General features: G+C 70.2%; 15 protein-coding genes. 4 read left to right on the top strand and 11 right to left on the bottom strand.

All coding sequences use genetic code 11. The features are described 5' to 3' along the window. The first annotated feature begins 267 nt into the window (after positions 1-267). Positions 268-1122, top strand: coding sequence for a phosphatidylinositol-specific phospholipase C/glycerophosphodiester phosphodiesterase family protein (locus AB0N66_RS28305; protein WP_365440204.1), 855 nt, complete (start codon positions 268-270; stop codon positions 1120-1122). A 160-nt stretch (positions 1123-1282) separates the two neighbouring features. After that, positions 1283-1477, top strand: coding sequence for a hypothetical protein (locus AB0N66_RS28310; protein WP_365440206.1), 195 nt, complete (start codon positions 1283-1285; stop codon positions 1475-1477). Positions 1478-1516: 39 nt separating this feature from the next. Here AB0N66_RS28310 and AB0N66_RS28315 read toward each other — a convergent pair whose 3' ends face one another. From AB0N66_RS28315 to xylB, 8 genes are all read right to left on the bottom strand, one after another. After that, positions 1517-2746 (bottom strand): phosphodiester glycosidase family protein, encoded by a 1230-nt coding sequence (locus AB0N66_RS28315; RefSeq protein WP_365440208.1) that lies wholly within the window; start codon positions 2744-2746, stop codon positions 1517-1519. A gap of 58 nt (positions 2747-2804) precedes the next feature. Further along, entirely contained in the window at positions 2805-3188 is a 384-nt protein-coding gene (locus AB0N66_RS28320; protein ID WP_365440210.1) for a DUF779 domain-containing protein, read from the bottom strand. Between the two features lie 10 nt (positions 3189-3198). Further along, on the bottom strand, positions 3199-4722 hold the full coding sequence (gene adh / locus AB0N66_RS28325; RefSeq protein WP_365440212.1) for an aldehyde dehydrogenase: 1524 nt from the start codon (positions 4720-4722) through the stop codon (positions 3199-3201). Between the two features lie 56 nt (positions 4723-4778). Continuing rightward, a complete protein-coding gene (locus AB0N66_RS28330) occupies positions 4779-6191 on the bottom strand; it encodes a GAF domain-containing protein (RefSeq protein WP_365440214.1) in 1413 nt (470 codons plus the stop codon). 111 nt (positions 6192-6302) lie between these two features. Beyond that, positions 6303-6902 (bottom strand): N-acetylmuramoyl-L-alanine amidase, encoded by a 600-nt coding sequence (locus AB0N66_RS28335; RefSeq protein ID WP_365440216.1) that lies wholly within the window; start codon positions 6900-6902, stop codon positions 6303-6305. A 279-nt stretch (positions 6903-7181) separates the two neighbouring features. Then, positions 7182-8195, bottom strand: coding sequence for an acetamidase/formamidase family protein (locus AB0N66_RS28340; RefSeq protein ID WP_365440218.1), 1014 nt, complete (start codon positions 8193-8195; stop codon positions 7182-7184). 286 nt (positions 8196-8481) lie between these two features. Continuing rightward, positions 8482-9690, bottom strand: a complete 1209-nt coding sequence (locus AB0N66_RS28345; protein ID WP_365440220.1) for an ROK family transcriptional regulator — start codon at positions 9688-9690, stop codon at positions 8482-8484. An 84-nt stretch (positions 9691-9774) separates the two neighbouring features. Then, positions 9775-11220 (bottom strand): xylulokinase, encoded by a 1446-nt coding sequence (gene xylB / locus AB0N66_RS28350; RefSeq protein WP_365440222.1) that lies wholly within the window; start codon positions 11218-11220, stop codon positions 9775-9777. A 238-nt stretch (positions 11221-11458) separates the two neighbouring features. Between xylB and xylA the strand changes: the two genes are divergently transcribed. Beyond that, positions 11459-12625 (top strand): xylose isomerase, encoded by a 1167-nt coding sequence (gene xylA / locus AB0N66_RS28355; protein ID WP_365440224.1) that lies wholly within the window; start codon positions 11459-11461, stop codon positions 12623-12625. Positions 12626-13103: 478 nt separating this feature from the next. Further along, positions 13104-13736, top strand: coding sequence for a hypothetical protein (locus AB0N66_RS28360; RefSeq protein WP_365440226.1), 633 nt, complete (start codon positions 13104-13106; stop codon positions 13734-13736). A gap of 75 nt (positions 13737-13811) precedes the next feature. Here AB0N66_RS28360 and AB0N66_RS28365 read toward each other — a convergent pair whose 3' ends face one another. From AB0N66_RS28365 to AB0N66_RS28375, 3 genes are all read right to left on the bottom strand, one after another. Next, positions 13812-15155, bottom strand: a complete 1344-nt coding sequence (locus AB0N66_RS28365) for an esterase-like activity of phytase family protein (protein WP_365440228.1) — start codon at positions 15153-15155, stop codon at positions 13812-13814. A gap of 88 nt (positions 15156-15243) precedes the next feature. Beyond that, a complete protein-coding gene (locus AB0N66_RS28370; protein WP_365440230.1) occupies positions 15244-16527 on the bottom strand; it encodes an SWF or SNF family helicase in 1284 nt (427 codons plus the stop codon). After that, positions 16524-19376: a DEAD/DEAH box helicase gene (locus tag AB0N66_RS28375; RefSeq protein ID WP_365440232.1), complete on the bottom strand. Its 2853-nt coding sequence runs from the start codon at positions 19374-19376 to the stop codon at positions 16524-16526. Before AB0N66_RS28375 ends, AB0N66_RS28370 begins: the two co-directional genes overlap by 4 nt. Positions 19377-19424 lie beyond the last annotated feature (48 nt).

Here is a 19424-nt window from a genome sequence, read left to right on the forward strand (position 1 = left end):
AGTCCGGATCTCCCGGATCTTGAAGTCCATCGCATCCCCTGAACTGGGGTGTTGCGACGACCACTAGAACGGAAGAAGAGAGGGGCGGGCCTTCGAGCTGCCCTGCCGTGAAGTGTCCGCGTGTCATGCGGCCCACTTCTGAACGTACGGCCGACGAGGTGAACGTACGGCGGCAGTCCAGCCAACTCCCCGCACGGGCCTGCTCCTTGGGACGCCATGGATCGCATACTCGCTGAGGTTCCTTACGGCACTTCCAGGGAGGCAGACATGGCCCTTACCACCCGTCGCAGAGCCCTCACCACCCTCGGCGCCGCCCTCGCGGGCTCCGTCGCGCTGCCCGCCACGTCCGCACTGGCGGGTGAGCAGAAGCACCGCCCGCGGCCGCTGTGGCGAGCCCACGCGCACAACGACTACGACCACCCGCGCCCCCTCTTCGACGCCCTCGACCACCGCTTCGGCAGCGTCGAGGCCGACATCTACCTCGTGGGCGACCAGCTCCTCGTCGCCCACGACCCCGTCGACCTCGACCCGGCCCGCACCATCGAATCCCTCTACCTCACCCCCCTCGCCGCCCGTGTGAAGGCCAACCATGGCTCGGTGTACCGGGGTTACCGCACGCCCCTGCAACTGCTCATCGACATCAAGACCGAGGGCTCCTCGACATACCTCGAACTCGACCGCCATCTGCGCCGCTACAAGAACCTCTTCACCACGTACAAGCACGGTCGTGTGTACCCCGGCGCGGTCACCGCCGTGATCTCCGGTGACCGTGCCGCCCGTACGCCCATGGAGGCCCAGAGCGTGCGGCGCGCCTTCTACGACGGTCGGCTCGCCGATCTCGGCAGCGCGGCGCCCGCCTCCTTCGTTCCGCTGATCAGCGACAACTGGACGCTCAACTTCACCTGGCTGGGCAACGGACCCTTCCCGGCCGCCGAGCGTGAGAAGCTGCGCGGCATCATCTCCGCGGCGCACGCGCGTCGGCAGAAGGTGCGGTTCTGGGCGACGCCCGATCTGGCGGGCCCGGCTCGTGACGCCCTGTGGACCGAACTCCTCGCCGCCGACGTCGACTACTTCAACACCGACGACCTCGCGGGCCTCGAAGCGTTCCTGGACGCGCGCTAGCTCCCGGCAACGCGCATACCCAAACGCACGCTTGAGCGATCGCACGCCTGGTCGCAGACACCACACGTTCGGGGGACACGTCAGCCGCCCGGACGAACCCTCCGCTACGCGACACTTGCGGCCGAAAGCCGCGATGTCGACGTGGCGGAGGAGGTTGACGATGGCCATTTCCATCTCTGTGGTGGTACTGCTCCTGATCCTCGCGGTGGTCTTCGTGCGCAACGGCGCACTGAAGCTCTCGCACGCCGTGGTCTGCGTGCTGCTCGGCTTCTATCTGGCGAGCACGAGCATGGCGCCGACCATCCATGACGGGCTCACGGCGACGGCGGACATCGTGAGCAGCCTCAAGCCGTGAACCCCCGGCGGTCGATGAGGCGCCCGGTCGGCTGTGGCATCAGGGGCTTGAGAAAACGCCGATGGCGTTCGGTACCGGGCGCTCGGCGCCGCCGCTGGGGTGGTTGACGACGCTGACGGCGCTCGACCCTGGCTGCTCGGCGACCATCGTGGTGGAGCCGCCGCCGTCGAGACTGAAGGCGTCGACGGAACCCAACTTCTGCATGGTCTCCGCGACTTCGGCGATGGTGAGTCCACTTTGGTACTCGGGCGCGCCGTCGAGGGCAAGCAGATACAGGCGCCGCCCGCCGTCCGCGATGCCCACGGCGGTCCGTACGGCCGCGGTCGTGTTGTTGAGACCGGGCAACGGCAGGCCGTCGTCGAGCACCGGATAGCCGCCGAGCGCGAAGCGGTACGGGATCCTGGAGGTGTCCGCCACCAGACGGTGCCCCACCCGGATCGGCAGGCCCGCCGACAGCTTCCGCAACTGCTGGGCGCCCGCCTCGCGGCCTACCAGGACGGTCGTGCCGGCAGCGATGGGCCCGCTGCCGGGTGTGTTGGCCGTCGACACGACCCGTCCGTTGCGGACCGTCACCTCATAGGTGTCCGCACTACAGGGCGCGGCCCGGTCGGTGTCCGTGCCGCAGGTGGCGCGCACCCGGGAGACACTTCCCCAGTCCGAGGTGAACGCGCCGATCGAACCCACCGGCAGCGCGTACTGGTTGAGCCCGCCGAGCGGCCACTTCCCCTCGTAGCTGCGTACGTAGCCGTCGAGAGCCAGACCGTCCAGCCGTGCCTTGCGGTCGACGCCCACACCGAGCACGTCCTCGGTGGTCGTCCCCGGCGGCAGAGCCGGTCCGAAGCGCTGGCCGTCCGGGACCGCCGCTTTCAGGGCGTGTCCGCTCGCGATCATCGGGCCCACGCTCGCGCCCGTCGCCGTGACCCCGGGATGCTGGGTTTCCGTGATGTTGAAGAAGTCGCCGTTGACGCCCGCGACGGCACCTCGGGCGCCGGCCAGCTGGGAGACGGGCGCCCGGGACGCGACGGCTCCGGGGTACAGCAGGTCGACCCGCACATGTGGGTCGCGCATATCGACGGTCAGTACATGTGCGTGCGCCACACCTTTTGCGGCCGGGATGTCCATCTCCGTGTACTGGACGCCGGCTGCGATCCGCGTGCCGCTCGGCGCACCGCTGGCCGGTGCCGCCCCCACAAGGGCAGTACCGGCCAGCGCACTCGATGCCGCGAGAACCGTCAGTACTGTTCTGAAACGTCCACTGCGACGTGTCACCGTGCCCCCTGATGTCTCTGATGTCTCATCAACTGCCGGAGAACTCAAGGGGAGTTCATCAGACGGCGGGTGGCTGTGGCAGTGGCCACCCGCCGACCAGACGGGAACGGGTCAGAAAACGCACTCCTTCGGGTGCTTCCAGCGAGAAGCCGCTGCCTCGGCCCGCCACGACATCGACGATCAGCCGCGTGTGGCTCCACAGCTCGTACTGGCTCGTCGCCATCCAGAACGACACCGGCTCCTCGACTCCATCGACCTCCAACTCGGCGAGCAGGATGTCCGAGCCGCCGGTACGGAACTCGCCCTCCGGATAGCACATGGGCGCACTGCCGTCGCAGCAGCCGCCGGACTGGTGGAACATCAGCGGGCCGTGGATGTCCCGCAGCCGCCGCACCAGTTCGGCGGCCGCGGGGGTCAGCTCCACGCGCGGGGCGGGATCCATCGCAGCGGCTCTAGAAGAAGCCGAGCTTCTGCGGGGAGTAGCTGACCAGCAGGTTCTTGGTCTGCTGGTAGTGGTCCAGCATCATCTTGTGGTTCTCGCGGCCGATGCCGGACTGCTTGTAGCCGCCGAACGCCGCGTGTGCGGGGTAGGCGTGGTAGCAGTTCGTCCAGACGCGGCCCGCCTGGATCGCGCGGCCCGCGCGGTACGCGGTGTTGATGTCCCGCGTCCATACGCCGGCCCCGAGCCCGTACAGCGTGTCGTTGGCGATCTTGATGGCGTCGTCGAAGTCGTCGAACGACGTGACCGAGACGACCGGGCCGAAGATCTCCTCCTGGAAGATCCGCATCCGGTTGTCGCCCTCGAAGATCGTCGGCTGGACGTAGTAACCGCCCTTCAGCTCCCCGTCGTAGTCGACGCGTTCGCCGCCGGTGAGAACCTTGGCGCCCTCCTGCCGACCGATGTCGAGATAGGAGAGGATCTTCTCCAACTGGTCGTTGGAGGCCTGCGCGCCGATCATCGTGTCGGTGTCGAGCGGGTGTCCCGGCTTGATGAGTTCGGTGCGGGCGACCGCCGCCTCCAGGAACTCCCGGTAGTTTCCGCGCTGGATCAGTGCCCGGGACGGACAGGTGCACACCTCGCCCTGGTTGAGCGCGAACATCGTGAAGCCTTCGAGGGCCTTGTCGCGGAAGTCGTCGTTCTTGGCCCAGACGTCGTCGAAGAAGATGTTCGGCGACTTCCCGCCCAGCTCCAGCGTGACCGGCTTGATGTTCTCCGAGGCGTACTGCATGATCAGCCGGCCCGTCGTGGTCTCGCCGGTGAACGCGACCTTCGCCACCCGTGGACTGGACGCCAGCGGCTTGCCCGCCTCCACGCCGAAACCGTTGACGATGTTCACCACACCCGGCGGCAGCAGATCCGCGATCAGGCTCATCCAGTAGTGGATGGAAGCCGGAGTCTGCTCGGCGGGCTTGATGACGACCGCGTTGCCCGCGGCGAGGGCCGGGGCGAGCTTCCAGACCGCCATCAAGATCGGGAAGTTCCACGGGATGATCTGCGCGACGACGCCGAGCGGCTCGTGGAAGTGGTATGCGACGGTGTCGTCGTCCACCTCGCCGACCGAACCCTCCTGAGCGCGGATCGCCCCCGCGAAGTAGCGGAAGTGGTCGATGGCGAGCGGGATGTCGGCGGCCAGGGTCTCGCGCACCGGCTTGCCGTTCTCCCAGCTCTCGGCGACCGCCAGTTTCTCCAGGTTCGCCTCCATCCGGTCGGCGATCTTCAGCAGGATGTCGCCGCGCGCGGAGACCGAGGTGCGCCCCCAGGCGGGCGCGGCCGCGTGCGCCGCGTCGAGCGCGCGCTCCACGTCCTCGGCGGTGCCCCGCGCGATCTCGGTGAACGGCTGCCCGTTCACCGGACTCGGGTTCTCGAAGTACTGCCCACGCGCCGGCGGAACGTACTCTCCGCCGATGAAGTGGTCGTAACGCGCCTGGTAGGAGACGATCGCGCCGTCAGTGCCGGGCGCCGTGTAACGAGTCATGCGGGTCTGCCTCCCGGAGAAGCGCTGCCCGCCGTTGGGCAGCTCTCGCCGCGAGGCTAGAAGCGGCGACGTTGCAAGTACGTTGCGGAGCCTCTCGGGTCCCCCTGGGGTGCCGGCCGCGTCCTCGGCGGGTGCGCCGACGGCGAGGGAGCCGTCGAGTACGAGGGGGCGGCCGATTGTGAGGGAGCCGTCGAGTGCGAAGGGGCGGCCGAATGCGAAGGGGCGGCCGACAGCTCGGATTCCAGCGCGCTCAGGCGCGCCCGTACGGCCGCTGTCGGCCGCACGGCGGCCAGCGCCCGCCATACGTCGAGGTCCTCCTCGCCCCACGGAGCATGGGCCCAGTCCGCCAACAGGTCAGGATCGCGGCGGGCGATGAGCGCCATGCGCAGCCCGTCGGCGAGCCGGCGCCGCAACCGAACCACCGCCGGGGCCCCCGAACCGGGCAGCAATGGACCCGTGTACGCCGACGCGGCAGCCGTCACCGCACCGGTGCCGAGCCGCCGCTCGACGACCGCGACATCGGACTCGACCGGCGTCGTGAGCCGGTAGGGGCGCGAGTCCAGCAGCCCCGGGCCGAGCAGTCGACGCAGCCGGGTGAGCTCGGCGCGCAACGTCACCGGCGACACCGACTCGTCCTCGTACAGCGCGCACAGCAACTCGTCGCCCGTCAGCCCCTCCGGGTGCCGTGCCAGCAGAACCAGGATCTCGCTGTGCCTGCGGCTGAGCCTGACCTTCCGGCCGCCCGCGACCAGTTGAGCCTCGTCGCGGCCCAGCGCGGACAACTCGATGGAGTCGGCGGTGGCCCGCGGCGGTGCGAGCAACGCCAACTGGGACTCCGCGGCCCTCGCCACCGCCTGCACGAAACCGAGGCTGTGCGGATGCGCGAGCCCGTCCCCGCCGGTTATGTCGACGGCACCGAGCATCCGCCCGGTGCGCGGATCGTGCACCGGCGCCGCCGCGCACGTCCAGGGCTGGACGCGGCGGAAGAAGTGCTCGGCCGCGAACACCTGCACCGGCCGGTCCACCGCGACCGCCGTGCCCGGCGCGTTCGTACCGACCGAGGTCTCCGACCAGCGCGCACCGGGCACGAAGTTCATCCGCCCCGCCTGTCGTCGTGTCGCGGGATGGCCCTCGACCCACAGCAGCCTGCCCTGGGCGTCGCACACCGCCAGGAGATGCTCCCCGTCCGCCGCGAACGTCCCCATGAGCTCACGGAACAGCGGCATGACCCGCGCCAGCGGATGCTCTGCCCGGTAGGAGCCGAGATCGCCGTCCGTGAGCTCCACGCTCGCGGTGCCGTCCGGTATAACACCGGCCCGTGCCGAACGCCGCCACGAGTCGGCCACCACCGAACGGACCGGTCGCGGCACCGTGCCCGCCTCGGTGAACACCTTGTGAGCACGGCGCAGGACCCGCACCCGCTCGGCGGGATCGGCGCCCGGTTCCAGAGCCACCCATGGATCGGTCAACTCGGCCTCCCGGAAAGCGATGCGGCTGGCCCCATCGTCACGCCCGGTGCGGGTCCGGACAAGCTCTGTGACCATTCCTTCGGCCGGGCGGACAGCTGACGGGCCGGTGGCTCAGGCGAAGTTGACGAGCCTTATGAAGCGCGTCCAGTCCCAGTTCGGCCCCGGATCGGTGTGGTCGGTGCCCGGCACCTCGTAGTGGCCGATGATGTGCGCGCGGTCCTTGGGGATGCTGTATCTGGTGCAGATCGCCGCGGTGAGCTTGGCGGACTCCTCGTACAGGGCATTGGTGAAGTAGGCGGGCTGGTCCACCCAGCCCTCGTGCTCGATGCCGATGCTGCGCGTGTTGTAGTCCCAGTTCCCCGCCTGCCAGGCGATGTTGCGCTCCCTCACGCACTGCGCCACATGCCCGTCGGCCGATCGCACGAGGTAGTGGGCGGACACCTTCTTCAGCGGGTTCTGGAAGATGGACAGGGTGTCGGAGTAGTTCTCCTGGGTGACATGGATGATCACGTAGTCGAGCGGATAACTTGTCGGCCGACTGGACGCCGTGTAGTTGGACGTGGTCGCCGGAACCCATTCGGCGGGTGGGTAGTCGACGGCCACGGCCTGTGCCGTGGCTCGCGTGTCGGGGAGTAACGCGTAGGGGAGGGCGGCGAGGGCAGCGCCCTTCAGGACGCGTCGTCGGCTGGGGGACGATCTGGCCCGTTCCATGGGGCATCTGCCTTTCTGTGGGGTGGGGCGAACGCCCCGCGGGAGTGCCTTCGGCTCGGCACCGCGACGGAGAGCCGTGGCCTCAGCGCGGGTGAACCGTTGCCCAGTAGCGGAGAGCCATGGTCCAGTGCAGGTGGATCATGACCTCAGTGCCGGTGCACTGTGGCCTCAGTGCCGGAGAGCCGTGGCCTGAGCGCCGTACTGCCCCGTACCTTCAGGGCCGGATCGCCATCGCCTGAGTGCTGGAATGTCATCGCCGGTGTAGGGAAGACGGTCGGCTCACAGCCCGAGTGCCGCGGCCGTCCCGCGCAGCTGCGCGTGCAGCCCACGATGAGTCTCGCGTGCCGGCAGCCATTCCTTGCGGAGCTTGGCGACGCACGTGTAGTTGGTGTCGCAGACGTTGGCGAGCGGCGACTCGACCGCCTGGGTCGCGAACTGGTAGGCGTCCAGCTCGCTGAATCCGTAGTCGCGCACCAGCCATCGCACCAGGTCGAGCTGGGATATCCGGAACGCGTCCTCCAACGGGCGTGCGGAACCGGTCGAGATGATGTGCGTGTCGGATTCGATGCGCGGCCAGGGGGTGGCGATTCCCTTGAGCAGCTCGACGATCACCACTGTGTTCATCGCGCACTCGACGGCGACACCACAGGTCTCGCCCTCACCCTGCCGTGCGTGTCCGTCTCCGAGGCTCAACAGGGCGCCCTCGACGTTCACTCCGAGGAAGCAGGTGACGCCGGCTCGCATCTCCGGAGTGTCCATGTTCCCGCCGTGTGCGTCGGGCACCAGCGCGGAGCGCACCTCCAGGTTCGCGGGCGCCACGCCGACGGTCCCGTGCATCGGATCCATGGGCAGCTCGATCCGGATGTCACTCTCACGCGCGCGGAACAGTGCGGTGCGTCGCTCCCGGTCGAGCTGCCAGATCCACACGGTCTCCGGCAGCGGTGGCTGCAGCGTGGCTGTGGTGTGCGTGGAAGTAAGCGCTCCGAACAGGGGGACCGTCGTCGATGCCGCCCAGTCACGGGCCGGTTCGATCGACACGAAGTGCACCGCGACCGTGTCTCCCGGTTCCGCTCCCTCCACGTGGAAGGGTCCGGTCTGTGGGTTGAGGAAGGGGAACTCACAGACCTCGGACACCAGGTCCTTCTCGGACCGCACGCGCCCGGCGAAGCAGTCCTCCGTGTACAGGTCGAGGACGGTGCCGGGCGCGATCCGCGCGACGGGCGGCGCGCCACCGAACGTCCACGCGAACTCGCCGGGTTCGGGCCGCACGGTCAGGATTCGGGGATCGCTCATGGCTGCACGGCTCCGCTCTGCCGGGATCGGTTGACCGGGACACGCTGCCATCGGTCCGACGGCTGTGCCTCGCGTGAATCACGGTACGGCGCTTGTCGGTTGAGCAGGGGAGACGGCCGTGAATCAGTGGACAGGATCCGTACTGTGGACAACTCGGCCACCCGAACGGGGCGACAGGTGTCCGGCGACGGGCGTCCGGCAACAGGTGTACGGCGACAGATGTCCGGCGACGGGCGTCCTGACGTAAGCCCGCGGCTTGCTGGGGCTGACCTCTGCCGACCGCCCGCTAAGAGCGCCCTGCCACCGCCGCCGGATCATCGAGCACAGCCCGTACCACCGAGTGCGCCGCGCCCAGCAGTGGTCCTTCCGGCCCCAGTTGCGAGACGGACACGGCGCAGGCGGGGCCTGCCGTGCGCCGCGCCAACTCACTCTCCAGCGTCGGCAACAGCCATGGTGCGAGGCCGGACAGCGCTCCGCCCAGCACGACGGTCTCCGGATCCAGCAGATTGACCGCCCCGGTCAGGGCGATGCCGAACGCGGTTCCGGCTTCGCGCAGCGCACGTCGTACGTCCGCGTCACCCTGGGCCGCCCGCTCGGCGAGCAGGCCGACGCGGTCCCCGCCAGGTTCCAGCCCGGCGGCACGCAGGACGGCCTCCTCGCCGGCGTACTGCTCAAGGCAGCCGCGTCCACCGCAGGGGCACTCCGGACCCTCCGGCCGGACCGGCACATGCCCCAACTCGCCAGCGAAACCGCGCGTTCCGCGCAGCAGTCGCCCGTCCACGAGCACTGCCGCTCCGATGCCGATCTCCGCCGACACATGCAGAAAGTCGCGCGGAGTCGCGTCCCCGAGCCAGAGTTCCGCGAGGCCGCCGAAGTTGGCCTCGTTGTCCACGGTCAGCGGCAGCTCGCCCGGCAGCAGTGCGCCGAGGTCGGTGTCGTGCCAGTCGAGGTTGGGGGCGCGGACCACGGTCCGGGCGTCCCGCGCCACCAGACCGGGCACGGCGACCGCGAGGCCCGCGGGCCACAGCCGCTCCCGCTCCGCCTCGGCGATTACCTGACGGACCATCGAGGTCAGTTCCGCGATCACGGGCTCGGGCGCCCGGCCGCGATTCGTACCGTGCCGTACCGCTCGTGCCCGCACCTCACCACGCAGATCGACCGCGCACACCGCGAGATGGTCGACGCCTACTTCCGCGCCGATCCCCGCCGGACCGTGGCCGCTGACGGCAAGCGCCGAGCCGGGCCGCCCGACCCGCCCAGGCCGCTCGGGTCCCAGCTCTTCGAGGAGCCCCGAGCGGATCAACTCGTCCACCAGCGTCGAGACGGCCGCCCGTGTCAGACCGATGTGCGAGGCGACGGCGGCACGTGACAGCGGCCCCTCGGCGCTGACCGTGTGCATGACCCGGGAGAGGTTGCGGCGGCGCATGCCCTGCTGGGTGTCGGGCAGGCGCCGGCCGGAACCGTTCGGATGGGCCTCGTGCAACGGTACGGTCATGCCTCTCTCAGTCCTTGTGCGGCCTGTCCGTTCAGGCGGTCCGCTCTCAGTCCTTGTGCGGCCCGTCAGTTCAGGCGGTCCGCGTCAGTTCCCTTTCGGCTCCCGCTCCAGCAGCGGGGCCGCGTCGGAGAGTACCCCGGCGATCCTCGCGAGCGTCTCCTCGTCCCGCTCCACGGCGTCGAGAACGGGTCCGCGAGCCGTGTTCCAGCGCCGGGCGACCGCGGCCGGGTCCTCGCCGGTCAGTAGACCAGCGGCCTGGGCCGCGGCGCCCAGTGCCACCAGCTCCCTGGCCTCCGGTACTTGAACCGGCCGCCCCGACAGACGACGTACGGTCTGCTGCCAGGCCGCACCCTGGGCGCCCCCTCCGATGAGCAGCAGCGGCGCTGAGCGGTCGGCGTCCGGGTCGAGCACCAGGTCGAGGGCGCCCAGCAAGGAGTGGACGGCACCGTCGTACGCCGCCTGGAGCAGCTGCCCGCCGGTCGTGTCGTGCCGGAGCCCGTGCAGCAGCCCCGAGGCGTGCGGCAGGTTCGGGGTGCGCTCACCGTCCAGGTAGGGGAGGAGCGTCACTCCCGTGCTGGGCTCGACGGCCTCGCGGTCCAGGCCAAGCAGCGCGGCGACGCGGTCGACGGCGAGTGTGCAGTTCAGCGTGCACGCCAGCGGGAGCCAGTCGCCGCGCGCGTCGGCGAAGCCGGCCACCGTGCCGGTCGAGTCGGCGGGGCGCCGCGTAGAAACCGCGTACACCGTGCCCGAAGTGCCGAGGCTCAGCACCGGCGTGCCGGGGCGCAGCCCGAGTCCGAGCGCGGCGGCCGCGTTGTCGCCGGTGCCGGCGGCGACCAGCGTGCCCCTGGAGAAGGGCAGCTCCCCCCTGGCATGCACGGTTCCGGCCACCTCGCCGGGCCGGACCACCCGGGGGAGCAGAGCCGGGTCGAGGCCGACGTGCGCGAGGATCTCGTCGTCGTACGCCTCGCTCCCCGATGCCCACCAGCCCGTACCGGAGGCGTCGCCGCGGTCTGTGGTGCCCTGTCCCGTGAGACGTTCGGTGAGGTAGTCGTGGGGCAGGCGCACGGACGTGGTCGCGCGGACGGCGTCGGGCTCGTTCTCGGCCAGCCAGGCCCACTTCGTGACCGTGAAGGAGGGGCCCGGCACGCTGCCGGTGCGCTCGGCCCAGGCTTTGGGGCCGCCCAGCTCCTCCACCAGCCGACGGGCCTGTGGCGCCGAGCGGACGTCGTTCCACAGCAGGGCCGGGCGTACGGGGTCGCCCTGGGCGTCGAGGGTGACGAGGCCGTGCTGCTGGCCGCCGATCGACACCGCCGCGGCCTCGCGCGCCGCGTCGCCGCACTGGTGCAGCGCCTCGCAGAGCGCGTCCCACCACTGCCTCGGGTCACTCTCGCGGCCCGCTCCGGTGGTGACTGTGTGCGGTGCCTGCCCCCTCGCCACGACCTGTCCGGTCGACGCGTCGACGACCAGGGCCTTGGTGGACTGGGTGGACGAGTCCACCCCGACGACGAGCGGACCCTCGGCTGCTGACATCGCTTCTCCCTCTTCCGCGGCTCCGCGGGGTCGGCCTGTTTTCGGGTGCCCCGGACCACTGTGACCCGGGTTTCGCACCTTGTCCCTGCCCTGAGACAAGCCTGTCGCTGCCTTCAGACTGGTTGTCTCCGCCTTCAGACACCTTGTCTCTTCCCATTGTCTCTTCCCAGGGATGCCTCCGCATACTAATTTGTTAAGCGCCATGACGAAATAGTCGGAGCCAGCAAGGAGCCGCGATATGAACTACCAGCCCACCCCCGAGGACAGGTTCACCTTCGGCCTGTGGACCGTCGGCTGGCAGGGAAGGGACCCGTTCGGCGACGCCACCCGGCGTGCCCTGGACCCGGTCGAGTCGGTGCAGCGCCTGGCCGAGCTCGGCGCCCACGGAGTGACCTTTCACGACGACGACCTGATCCCTTTCGGGTCCTCGGACAGCGAGCGCGAGTCCCACATCAAGCGGTTCAGGCAGGCCCTCGACGCGACCGGCATGAAGGTGCCGATGGCTACCACGAACCTGTTCACGCACCCCGTCTTCAAGGACGGCGCGTTCACCGCCAACGACCGTGACGTACGCCGCTACGCCCTGCGCAAGACGATCCGCAACGTCGACCTGGCGGTCGAGCTGGGCGCCCGGACGTACGTCGCCTGGGGCGGCCGTGAGGGTGCCGAGTCCGGCGCCGCCAAGGACGTACGCGTCGCACTGGACCGCATGAAGGAGGCTTTCGACCTTCTCGGCGAGTATGTGATCTCGCAGGGGTACGACCTGAAGTTCGCGATCGAACCGAAGCCGAACGAGCCGCGCGGCGACATCCTGCTGCCCACGGTCGGCCACGCCCTGGCCTTCATCGAGCGCCTTGAGCGTCCGGAGCTGTACGGCGTCAACCCCGAGGTGGGCCACGAGCAGATGGCCGGGCTGAACTTCACGCACGGCATCGCGCAGGCCCTGTGGGCGGGCAAGCTCTTCCACATCGACCTCAACGGTCAGTCCGGCATCAAGTACGACCAGGACCTGCGCTTCGGGGCGGGCGATCTGCGCTCGGCGTTCTGGCTGGTCGACCTCCTGGAGAGTGCCGGTTACGCCGGGCCGAGGCACTTCGACTTCAAGCCGCCGCGGACCGAGGACCTGGACGGTGTCTGGGCATCGGCGGCGGGGTGCATGCGCAACTACCTGATCCTGCGCGAGCGTTCGGCCGCCTTCCGTGCCGACTCCGAGGTCCAGGACGCGTTGCGTGCCTCGCGTCTGGACGAGCTGGCACAGCCCACCGCCGCGGACGGCCTGAAGGGGCTGCTCGCGGACCGCGCGTCCTTCGAGGACTTCGACGTGGAGGCGGCCGCCGCGCGCGGGATGGCCTTCGAGCGGCTGGACCAGCTGGCCATGGACCACCTGTTGGGTGCGCGAGGCTGATCTGCGGGGAGATTGGGGGCCGGCGCTTGGCGGGTGCGGGCCCTCGCCTCCTTCTGTCTGTCCCTGCTGCTTTCCGCTGCTCTCCGGGCGGAATTCTCCGGAATCGTGCGCTCCATGGCATGGGCCCGTATCAACTTCCCCGCAGGGGTCGCCTCATGACCGGTTCGAGGCGACTCTTGATGGTATGGCCATGCCGCCCTTACCGCCCCAGCCTCCTCGGCCACCGGGAGGAACACCGCCTTCTGGAGGCGGTGGTTTCGGCCCACCATCGTCTGGAGGCTACGGGCCTCCACCACCCGCCGGCTCTGGCGGCTACGGTCCGCCTCCTGGAGGCTCCGGCGGCTACGGTCCACCGTCAGAGGGCGGCAGTTGGCCACCCGGGCAGGGTGGGGGAGGCTGGCAGCCACCGCAACCGCCGGGATCACCAGGTGGACCCGACGGACACCGTGGAGGACGGCGCCGCAGCACGCTGTTCCTTGTGCTCGCCGTACTCGTGGGCCTCGGAGTCATCGTCGTTGTGGCGTTGGTGGCCACCAACGGAGGTGGCGAAAAGGACAAGAAGTCACCCACGGAGAGCAGCGGGAGCACGCGATCGCCCACTCCGTCGTTCAGCATCCCGTCCGAGTTGCCCAGCGGACTGCCGTCCTTGCCCTCAGAATTGCCGAGCGAACTGCCTTCGGAACTGCCCAGCGAGCTACCGTCCCTGCCCTCGGAACTACCGAGCGGCCTGGAATCGCTCTTCCCGACCCTGGCCGACGACGAAGTGCCCTTCTACTTGCTGAGGACGGGCGACTGCTTCGACACGAACGACAGCCGGCCCGGGCAGGCCGCCAAGCGCTCGTGCGGCACCCCGCATGATGCCGAAGTCGTGAAGGTGACGGAACTCAACGGCAGTTACACGACCGACGCAGCCCTCCAGAAGGCCGCGTCGGCCCTGTGCGAAGCCCCTCTGGAACGCAGGGCGGCCCAACAGCCCGCGGGCACGATACGCGGCACACTCGTGCAGTACCCGGACCCCGGAGGCTACGAGGTCGGCATCGACAACGTCGCCTGCAGTCTCGCTGCCGACATCGGCAGCGGTACCCACAAGCTCACCAAGCCGCTGACGTGAACGGCACGCGTGCGTGGCCGATGTTCGAGGCTCACGCGCGCGTGCCGCACGAAGGGGTCCTTGAGGGGGTGGGGTTCAGATACCGCGAGGCAGCCGCACGTACGTGACTGTCGTCTCGATACCGCTGTCCACCAGTCGGCCCTGCGCGTCGAACGCGCCGGTCCCGTCGGTCATTCCGAAGTCGTTGTCGTTGATGAGGGCGAGCGTCCTGTCGTCCACGCGCGCGACGCCCTCGATCTTGCCGGGCACCCCTTCGACCGTGCCCAGGTCCACGACCAGCCGCTTGCGCAGCACCGGTACGCCGGAGGCCGCCGGGTCGTCGAGCTGCTCCAGGGAGGGGGACGTCGTGGCGGTGTCCCACCGGCTGCCGAGGATGTTCGCGCTGCTGGCGAGCTTGACCGACTGAAGGCGCGCCGCCTTGTCGGTGCGCTCCTCCACGAGCAGCTCGTCGCGGCCGACGGCCACCACGGAGGAGATCTTCAGCTCCGAGGTGTCGTCCTCGCTCGGGTCGACCACGTTCACCGGGTCGAAGCGGTACGCGTACTCGGCGGTGACGGCCCGCTTCTTCGGCGAGAAGCGCAGCAGCCGCGTCGTGAGGGAGGCGTCTCCCGCGTCGCCGTCCGGCAGCGAGAGCGGGCTCTGCACCGCGAGCACCAGGTCACCGCCGGGGAGCAGCGCGAGCCCTTCGAAGCCACGGTTGATTTTGCGGTGCAGCAGGACGGAGGGCAGCGCCTCGACCACCGGGTAGTCCGTGCCGGTCAGGTTCAGCCCCTTGGGCACATAGCGCGTGAGCACCTTCCCGCGCGCGGAGACATGGATCAGCGAGGGGCCGTACTCGTCGACGAGCCAGAACGTGCCGTCCGCGGCCCGCACGATGCCCTCGGTGTCGACACCGTTCGGGTTGTACGTGAGCGGGGTCTGAGCGTCATAGGAGTACGGCGCCTCGTCGCGCGCCGCCTGGTCGGGCAGTCCGGTGACGGGCTTTCCGCCGGACGTGGTGATCGGGATCGCGTCGAGCACCTTCACGGTGTCACCGGACACCCGGATCTTCACGATCGCCGGGTCGAAGCCGGGCACCGGGAACGTACGGCGCTTGGTGCCGTCCACCTTGATCTGGCCATTGGGCCCGCGGTCGGTCACCGTCCAGAACTCGCCCTTGCGCCCGGCCGGGTAGATGTCGCTGCCGATACCACCGAGGTCCACGCCTCGGTCGTCGGCCACGGTGCCGGGAAGCAGCGCGTTGCTGAAGGTGCCCAGCGGTATGTCGCCGAGCGTCGCGGTGCCTGTCACCCGCGCCTGCGACGGGTGCCCCTCCGCGCTCGCGGTGCCGGTCACCATGAGGGCGGCCACCACGGCGAGCGGCACGCCCGCGGCGACGGATCGGCGGACGCGGCGCCGGCTGACGGCGTGCGGGGACATCTGGCCTCCTGGGACACAAGTTGACTGACAGCGGCCAGAGTTCGCCCCGGCACCAAACGCAGCATGATCCCTAAGTGAACGTGGCGCGTCAACCACTCGTCGGATCGCCGCTCAGGTCCTCTTCGGCCAGGGCGAGAGCCGTTGCGGGATCCCCGACCGCCGGCCCCGCGGGGCTCCACAGGCCCCGCTCCTTGCGATACGGCCACCACCGGCCGTCGCGCCCCAACCGCAGTTGAGCCGACGCGCCGACCGTGCTCCAACGGTTGTGCGTGGCACGCAACCGCGGCCGCTCGTGCTCGTCCCAGGCCGACTCCAGCGCGGCACGCGCGCGTGCCAGAGAGTCCGGCTCGACGGTCCACTCGTCCTCAAGGACGGACAGCGCGGCCACGCCGCCGTACCGCCAGGCCCGTACGGCGAATTCCAGCTCCTTCGCGTCGCGCCCCGAACCGTCGGCCAGCCGCTGGGCGATCGCGGTCTCCGGGTGGTCGGCAGCAATCCGGACCGCGTCCTGGGCGGGCGTCAACTCGGCCTCGATCGTCCGCTGTCCGTGCCCGGGACGGAGCGCCTCGGCGAGCAGCCGATACGCCTCGCCCGCAGTCGCGGCGGCCAGGAACTCCAGGGCGGCCGGTTCGACTCCGGGCGCCGGAGCGGCCTCCGTGTCCAGGGAAGGCGGCTGTCCCGGCCCCTCGGGCAGCGCCGGAACGGCAGGCAGCGGCGGAAGGATGTCCCCGGCCGCGTAGGCCTCGGCGGCGCTTACGCCCTCCGGGCAGGGGTTCGGCGTTTTCGCCTGCTCCTTTGCGGGTGCGCTGCCACGCGCCTGAAGCTCTTCCAGGAGGGTGCGTTCGTCCCGCCCCCGCATCAGCAGCAGGACGAACGGATCCCGGTCCAGGAGTCGCGCCATCTGATAGCAGAGCGCGGCCGTGTGCCCGCAGTGGTCCCAGGCGTCGCAGTCGCACTCCGCCTCCAGATCGCCGAGTCCGGGCAGGAGTTCGACTCCGGCGGCCGCCGCGTCCTCGACCAGATGCGGAGGCATGTCGCGGTCGAGCAGCGCGGCGATGTGCCCCGCGCGTTCGACGGCCATGACCAGGAAGCGGTCCCACTGTTCCTCGGACAGTTCCTGAAGCAGCACATCCGCCCGGTGCGCGGTGCCGTCGCGGTCCTGTACGACGGCCGTGATGCGCCCCGGACGCACCGAGACGGCACCCACCGCTCCGGCGCGCGCGAGCCTGCGGCCCGCCTTCACCTGCGCGGTGTCCAACGCTGCGTCCTCCAGTGCCTGCAACCAGGCCCGGCCCCACCAGGTCTGCGCGAAACTGCGCCCGGGCGCGGGCGGCAGCGCCGCAAACGTGCGTTCCCTGTCGCGATCCGTCATCGTGCTCCCCCTCGAAGCTCCACCAGGTCGGCCAGCTCGGCATCGGTCAACTCGGTGAGTGCCGCCTCCCCGGCGCCGAGCACCGCGTCCGCCAACTGCTGTTTGCGCCGCAGCATGTCGGCGATCCGGTCCTCGATGGTCCCCTCCGTGATGAACCGGTGCACCTGCACGGGCCGGCTCTGGCCGATGCGGTACGCCCGGTCCGTGGCCTGCGCCTCGACGGCCGGGTTCCACCAGCGGTCGTAGTGCACGACATGCTCGGCCCGCGTCAGGTTCAGCCCCGTGCCGGCCGCCTTCAACGACAACAAGAAGACAGGGATTTCGCCCGCCTGGAAGCGATCCACCATCGCCTCGCGCTCGCTGATGGGCGTCCCCCCGTGCAGGAACTGTGTCGACACACCGCGCGCCGCCAAGTGACTCTCGATGAGGCGCGCCATTCGCACGTACTGCGTGAAGACCAGAACGCTCGCTCCCTCGGAGAGGATGGTGTCGAGCAGTTCGTCCAGCAGCTCAAGCTTCCCGGACCTGCCCGGGATCTTCGGCCGGTCCTCCTTGAGGAACTGCGCAGGATGGTTGCAGATCTGCTTCAGTCCGGTCAGCAGCTTCACGATCAGACCCCGCCGCGCCATGTTGTCGGCGCCCGAGATCTCCGCGAGGGTCTCGCGGACCACGGCCTCGTAGAGCCCGGCCTGCTCTTTGGTGAGCGATACGGCGCGGTCGGTCTCGGTCTTCGGAGGCAGCTCGGGTGCGATGCCCGGGTCCGACTTGCGGCGGCGCAGTAGGAACGGTCGTACGAGCTGGGCGAGCCGTTCCGCCGCCGCCGGATCCTGGCCGCCCTCGACGGCCTGCGCATACCGCGTACGGAAGGTACCGAGCCTGCCGAGCAGCCCGGGAGTCGTCCAGTCGAGGATCGCCCACAGCTCCGAGAGGTTGTTCTCCACCGGCGTGCCGGTGAGCGCCACACGCGCGCGTGAGCCAATTGTGCGCAGAGCTCGTGCCGTCGCCGAGTACGGGTTCTTGACGTGCTGGGCCTCGTCCGCGACGACCATGCCCCAGGTCGCCTCGGCGAGCCGTGGCGCGTCGAGGCGCATCGTGCCGTACGTCGTGAGGACGAACTCCCCGTCGGCCAGGCCCTCCAGGCTGCGCCGGGAGCCGTGGAAACGCCGTACGGGGGTGCCGGGGGCGAACTTCTCGATCTCGCGCTGCCAGTTGCCCATCAGGGAGGCCGGACAGACCACGAGTGTGGGGCCCGCAGCCGACTCGTCCCTCTGTCGGTGCAGATGCAGCGCGATCAGCGTGATGGTCTTGCCCAGGCCCATGTCGTCGGCGAGACAGCCGCCCAGTCCCAGGGAGGTCATGCGGGCGAGCCAGTTGAGTCCCCGAAGCTGGTAGTCCCGCAGCGTCGCGGTGAGGGCGGCGGGCTGCCCGACCGGCTCCTGCGCCTCCGGGTCCGCCAGCCGCTCCCGCAGCGCCGCCAGCCACCCCGTGGGCCGGACGTCGACCGGGAGGCCGTCCACCTCCGTGGAGCCCGTCAGAGCGGCACTCAGCGCGTCGATGGGCGTGACCTTGCGGTCCTGCTGTGCCTGAGCACGTCGTACTTCCTGCGGGTCGACCAGCACCCACTGGTCGCGCAGCCGCACCATGGGCCGGTTCGCTTCGGCGAGCCGGTCCAATTCCTGCCGGGTGAGCTGCTGATCGCCCAGCGCGAACCACCAGTTGAAGGCGAGCAGGGCGTCCGCGGACAGAAACGAGGGCGCGTCCGAAGAGGCGTTGGCCAGGCCTTTCTCGTCGTCCGGCGGACCGATGACCGCGCGTGCGGTCAACTTCTGCGCCAGCTCCTTCGGCCAGTGCACGTCGATGCCCGCCAACGCCAGCGTGCGGGCACCCTCACCGAGGAGTTCCGTGACGTCCTCGTCGGCGAGTTCGACGGCGTCCGGAACGGCTGCCGACAGCAGGGGAGCCAGCGGGTCCCAGGCCCGGACCGCGCGGCGCAGCGAGAGCAGGGCGGCCATCCGCGCGCGCGGGCCGAAGGGCGAGGCGTCGGCCCAGACGGCAGAGGCGTCAGCGACGAGCGTCGGATCGCTCACACTGTGCACCTGCAGCACCGCGTGGAACGGCAGCCGGGTCTCCTCCGACACGGCCGACGCGAGTCCCGGGACCTCGACGCGCAGAGAAATCCGTACGTCCGCGTCGTGCCCTGCGGCGATGTCCGCGACCCAGGCGCGCTGCTCGGGCACGTGCTGCGGCTCCTGCGCCGCGAAGGCGTGACCGCCCGCCGCGATCCCCGCCGCGGGCGAGCGCGGCAGCGCGTCGGCGACCGCGTCGAGGAAGGCACGCAACAGCCGCTCCGGATCGGGCAGCCGCAGCGGTTCATCGCCGTCCACCGGCACCGCGTGCGCATGGGGCGGCATCGCGGCGGCCAGCTCACGGACCCGCTCCAGGTCCTCCGGTCGCAGCGGACCCGCGCGCCAGGTGTCGTGGTCGTCGACGGTCAGTCCGGGCAGCAGCAGTCCGCGCGCGGCGAACTGGAGAGCGAGCACGGCGGCCGCGCCCCAGAACGAGGTCGCCCGGTGCGCCTGCGCGGCGGCACGCGTGCGCGTGAGGACCGGCAGAGCGGCACGCACGGGCAGAAACACGGCGGGTACGGTCACGAGGTCGATGCCCTCGTCCGCGGGCAGGACGACGGTCAGATCCTCTGCGGAACCGGACGCCACCTCGGGAGGAGCGTCGCCGTTCGCGTGCCAGAAGGCGACGCTGCCGGTGCGGGACAGGTCGGCGGGTACGAAAACGGCACAGCAGCGGGCCAGTTCAGCGATCTCGGCGGGAGTTGCCGCAGGAATCCTCTGCACAGCGATGACGCATTCCTCAAATTTGACTACCGGGCGGGTCGCCGAGGG

The organism is Streptomyces sp. NPDC093544, assembly GCF_040683495.1.
Lineage (GTDB): Bacteria > Actinomycetota > Actinomycetes > Streptomycetales > Streptomycetaceae > Streptomyces.

Coding starts and splice junctions, on each gene's coding strand:
- adh (WP_365440212.1), bottom strand. CDS start 4,722: ATGACTCGTTACACGGCGCCCGGCACTGACGGCGCGATCGTCTCCTAC.
- xylB (WP_365440222.1), bottom strand. CDS start 11,220: ATGTCAGCAGCCGAGGGTCCGCTCGTCGTCGGGGTGGACTCGTCCACC.
- AB0N66_RS28320 (WP_365440210.1), bottom strand. CDS start 3,188: ATGGATCCCGCCCCGCGCGTGGAGCTGACCCCCGCGGCCGCCGAACTG.
- AB0N66_RS28345 (WP_365440220.1), bottom strand. CDS start 9,690: ATGACCGTACCGTTGCACGAGGCCCATCCGAACGGTTCCGGCCGGCGC.
- AB0N66_RS28335 (WP_365440216.1), bottom strand. CDS start 6,902: ATGGAACGGGCCAGATCGTCCCCCAGCCGACGACGCGTCCTGAAGGGC.
- AB0N66_RS28340 (WP_365440218.1), bottom strand. CDS start 8,195: ATGAGCGATCCCCGAATCCTGACCGTGCGGCCCGAACCCGGCGAGTTC.
- AB0N66_RS28305 (WP_365440204.1), top strand. CDS start 268: ATGGCCCTTACCACCCGTCGCAGAGCCCTCACCACCCTCGGCGCCGCC.
- AB0N66_RS28310 (WP_365440206.1), top strand. CDS start 1,283: ATGGCCATTTCCATCTCTGTGGTGGTACTGCTCCTGATCCTCGCGGTG.
- AB0N66_RS28365 (WP_365440228.1), bottom strand. CDS start 15,155: ATGTCCCCGCACGCCGTCAGCCGGCGCCGCGTCCGCCGATCCGTCGCC.
- xylA (WP_365440224.1), top strand. CDS start 11,459: ATGAACTACCAGCCCACCCCCGAGGACAGGTTCACCTTCGGCCTGTGG.
- AB0N66_RS28370 (WP_365440230.1), bottom strand. CDS start 16,527: ATGACGGATCGCGACAGGGAACGCACGTTTGCGGCGCTGCCGCCCGCG.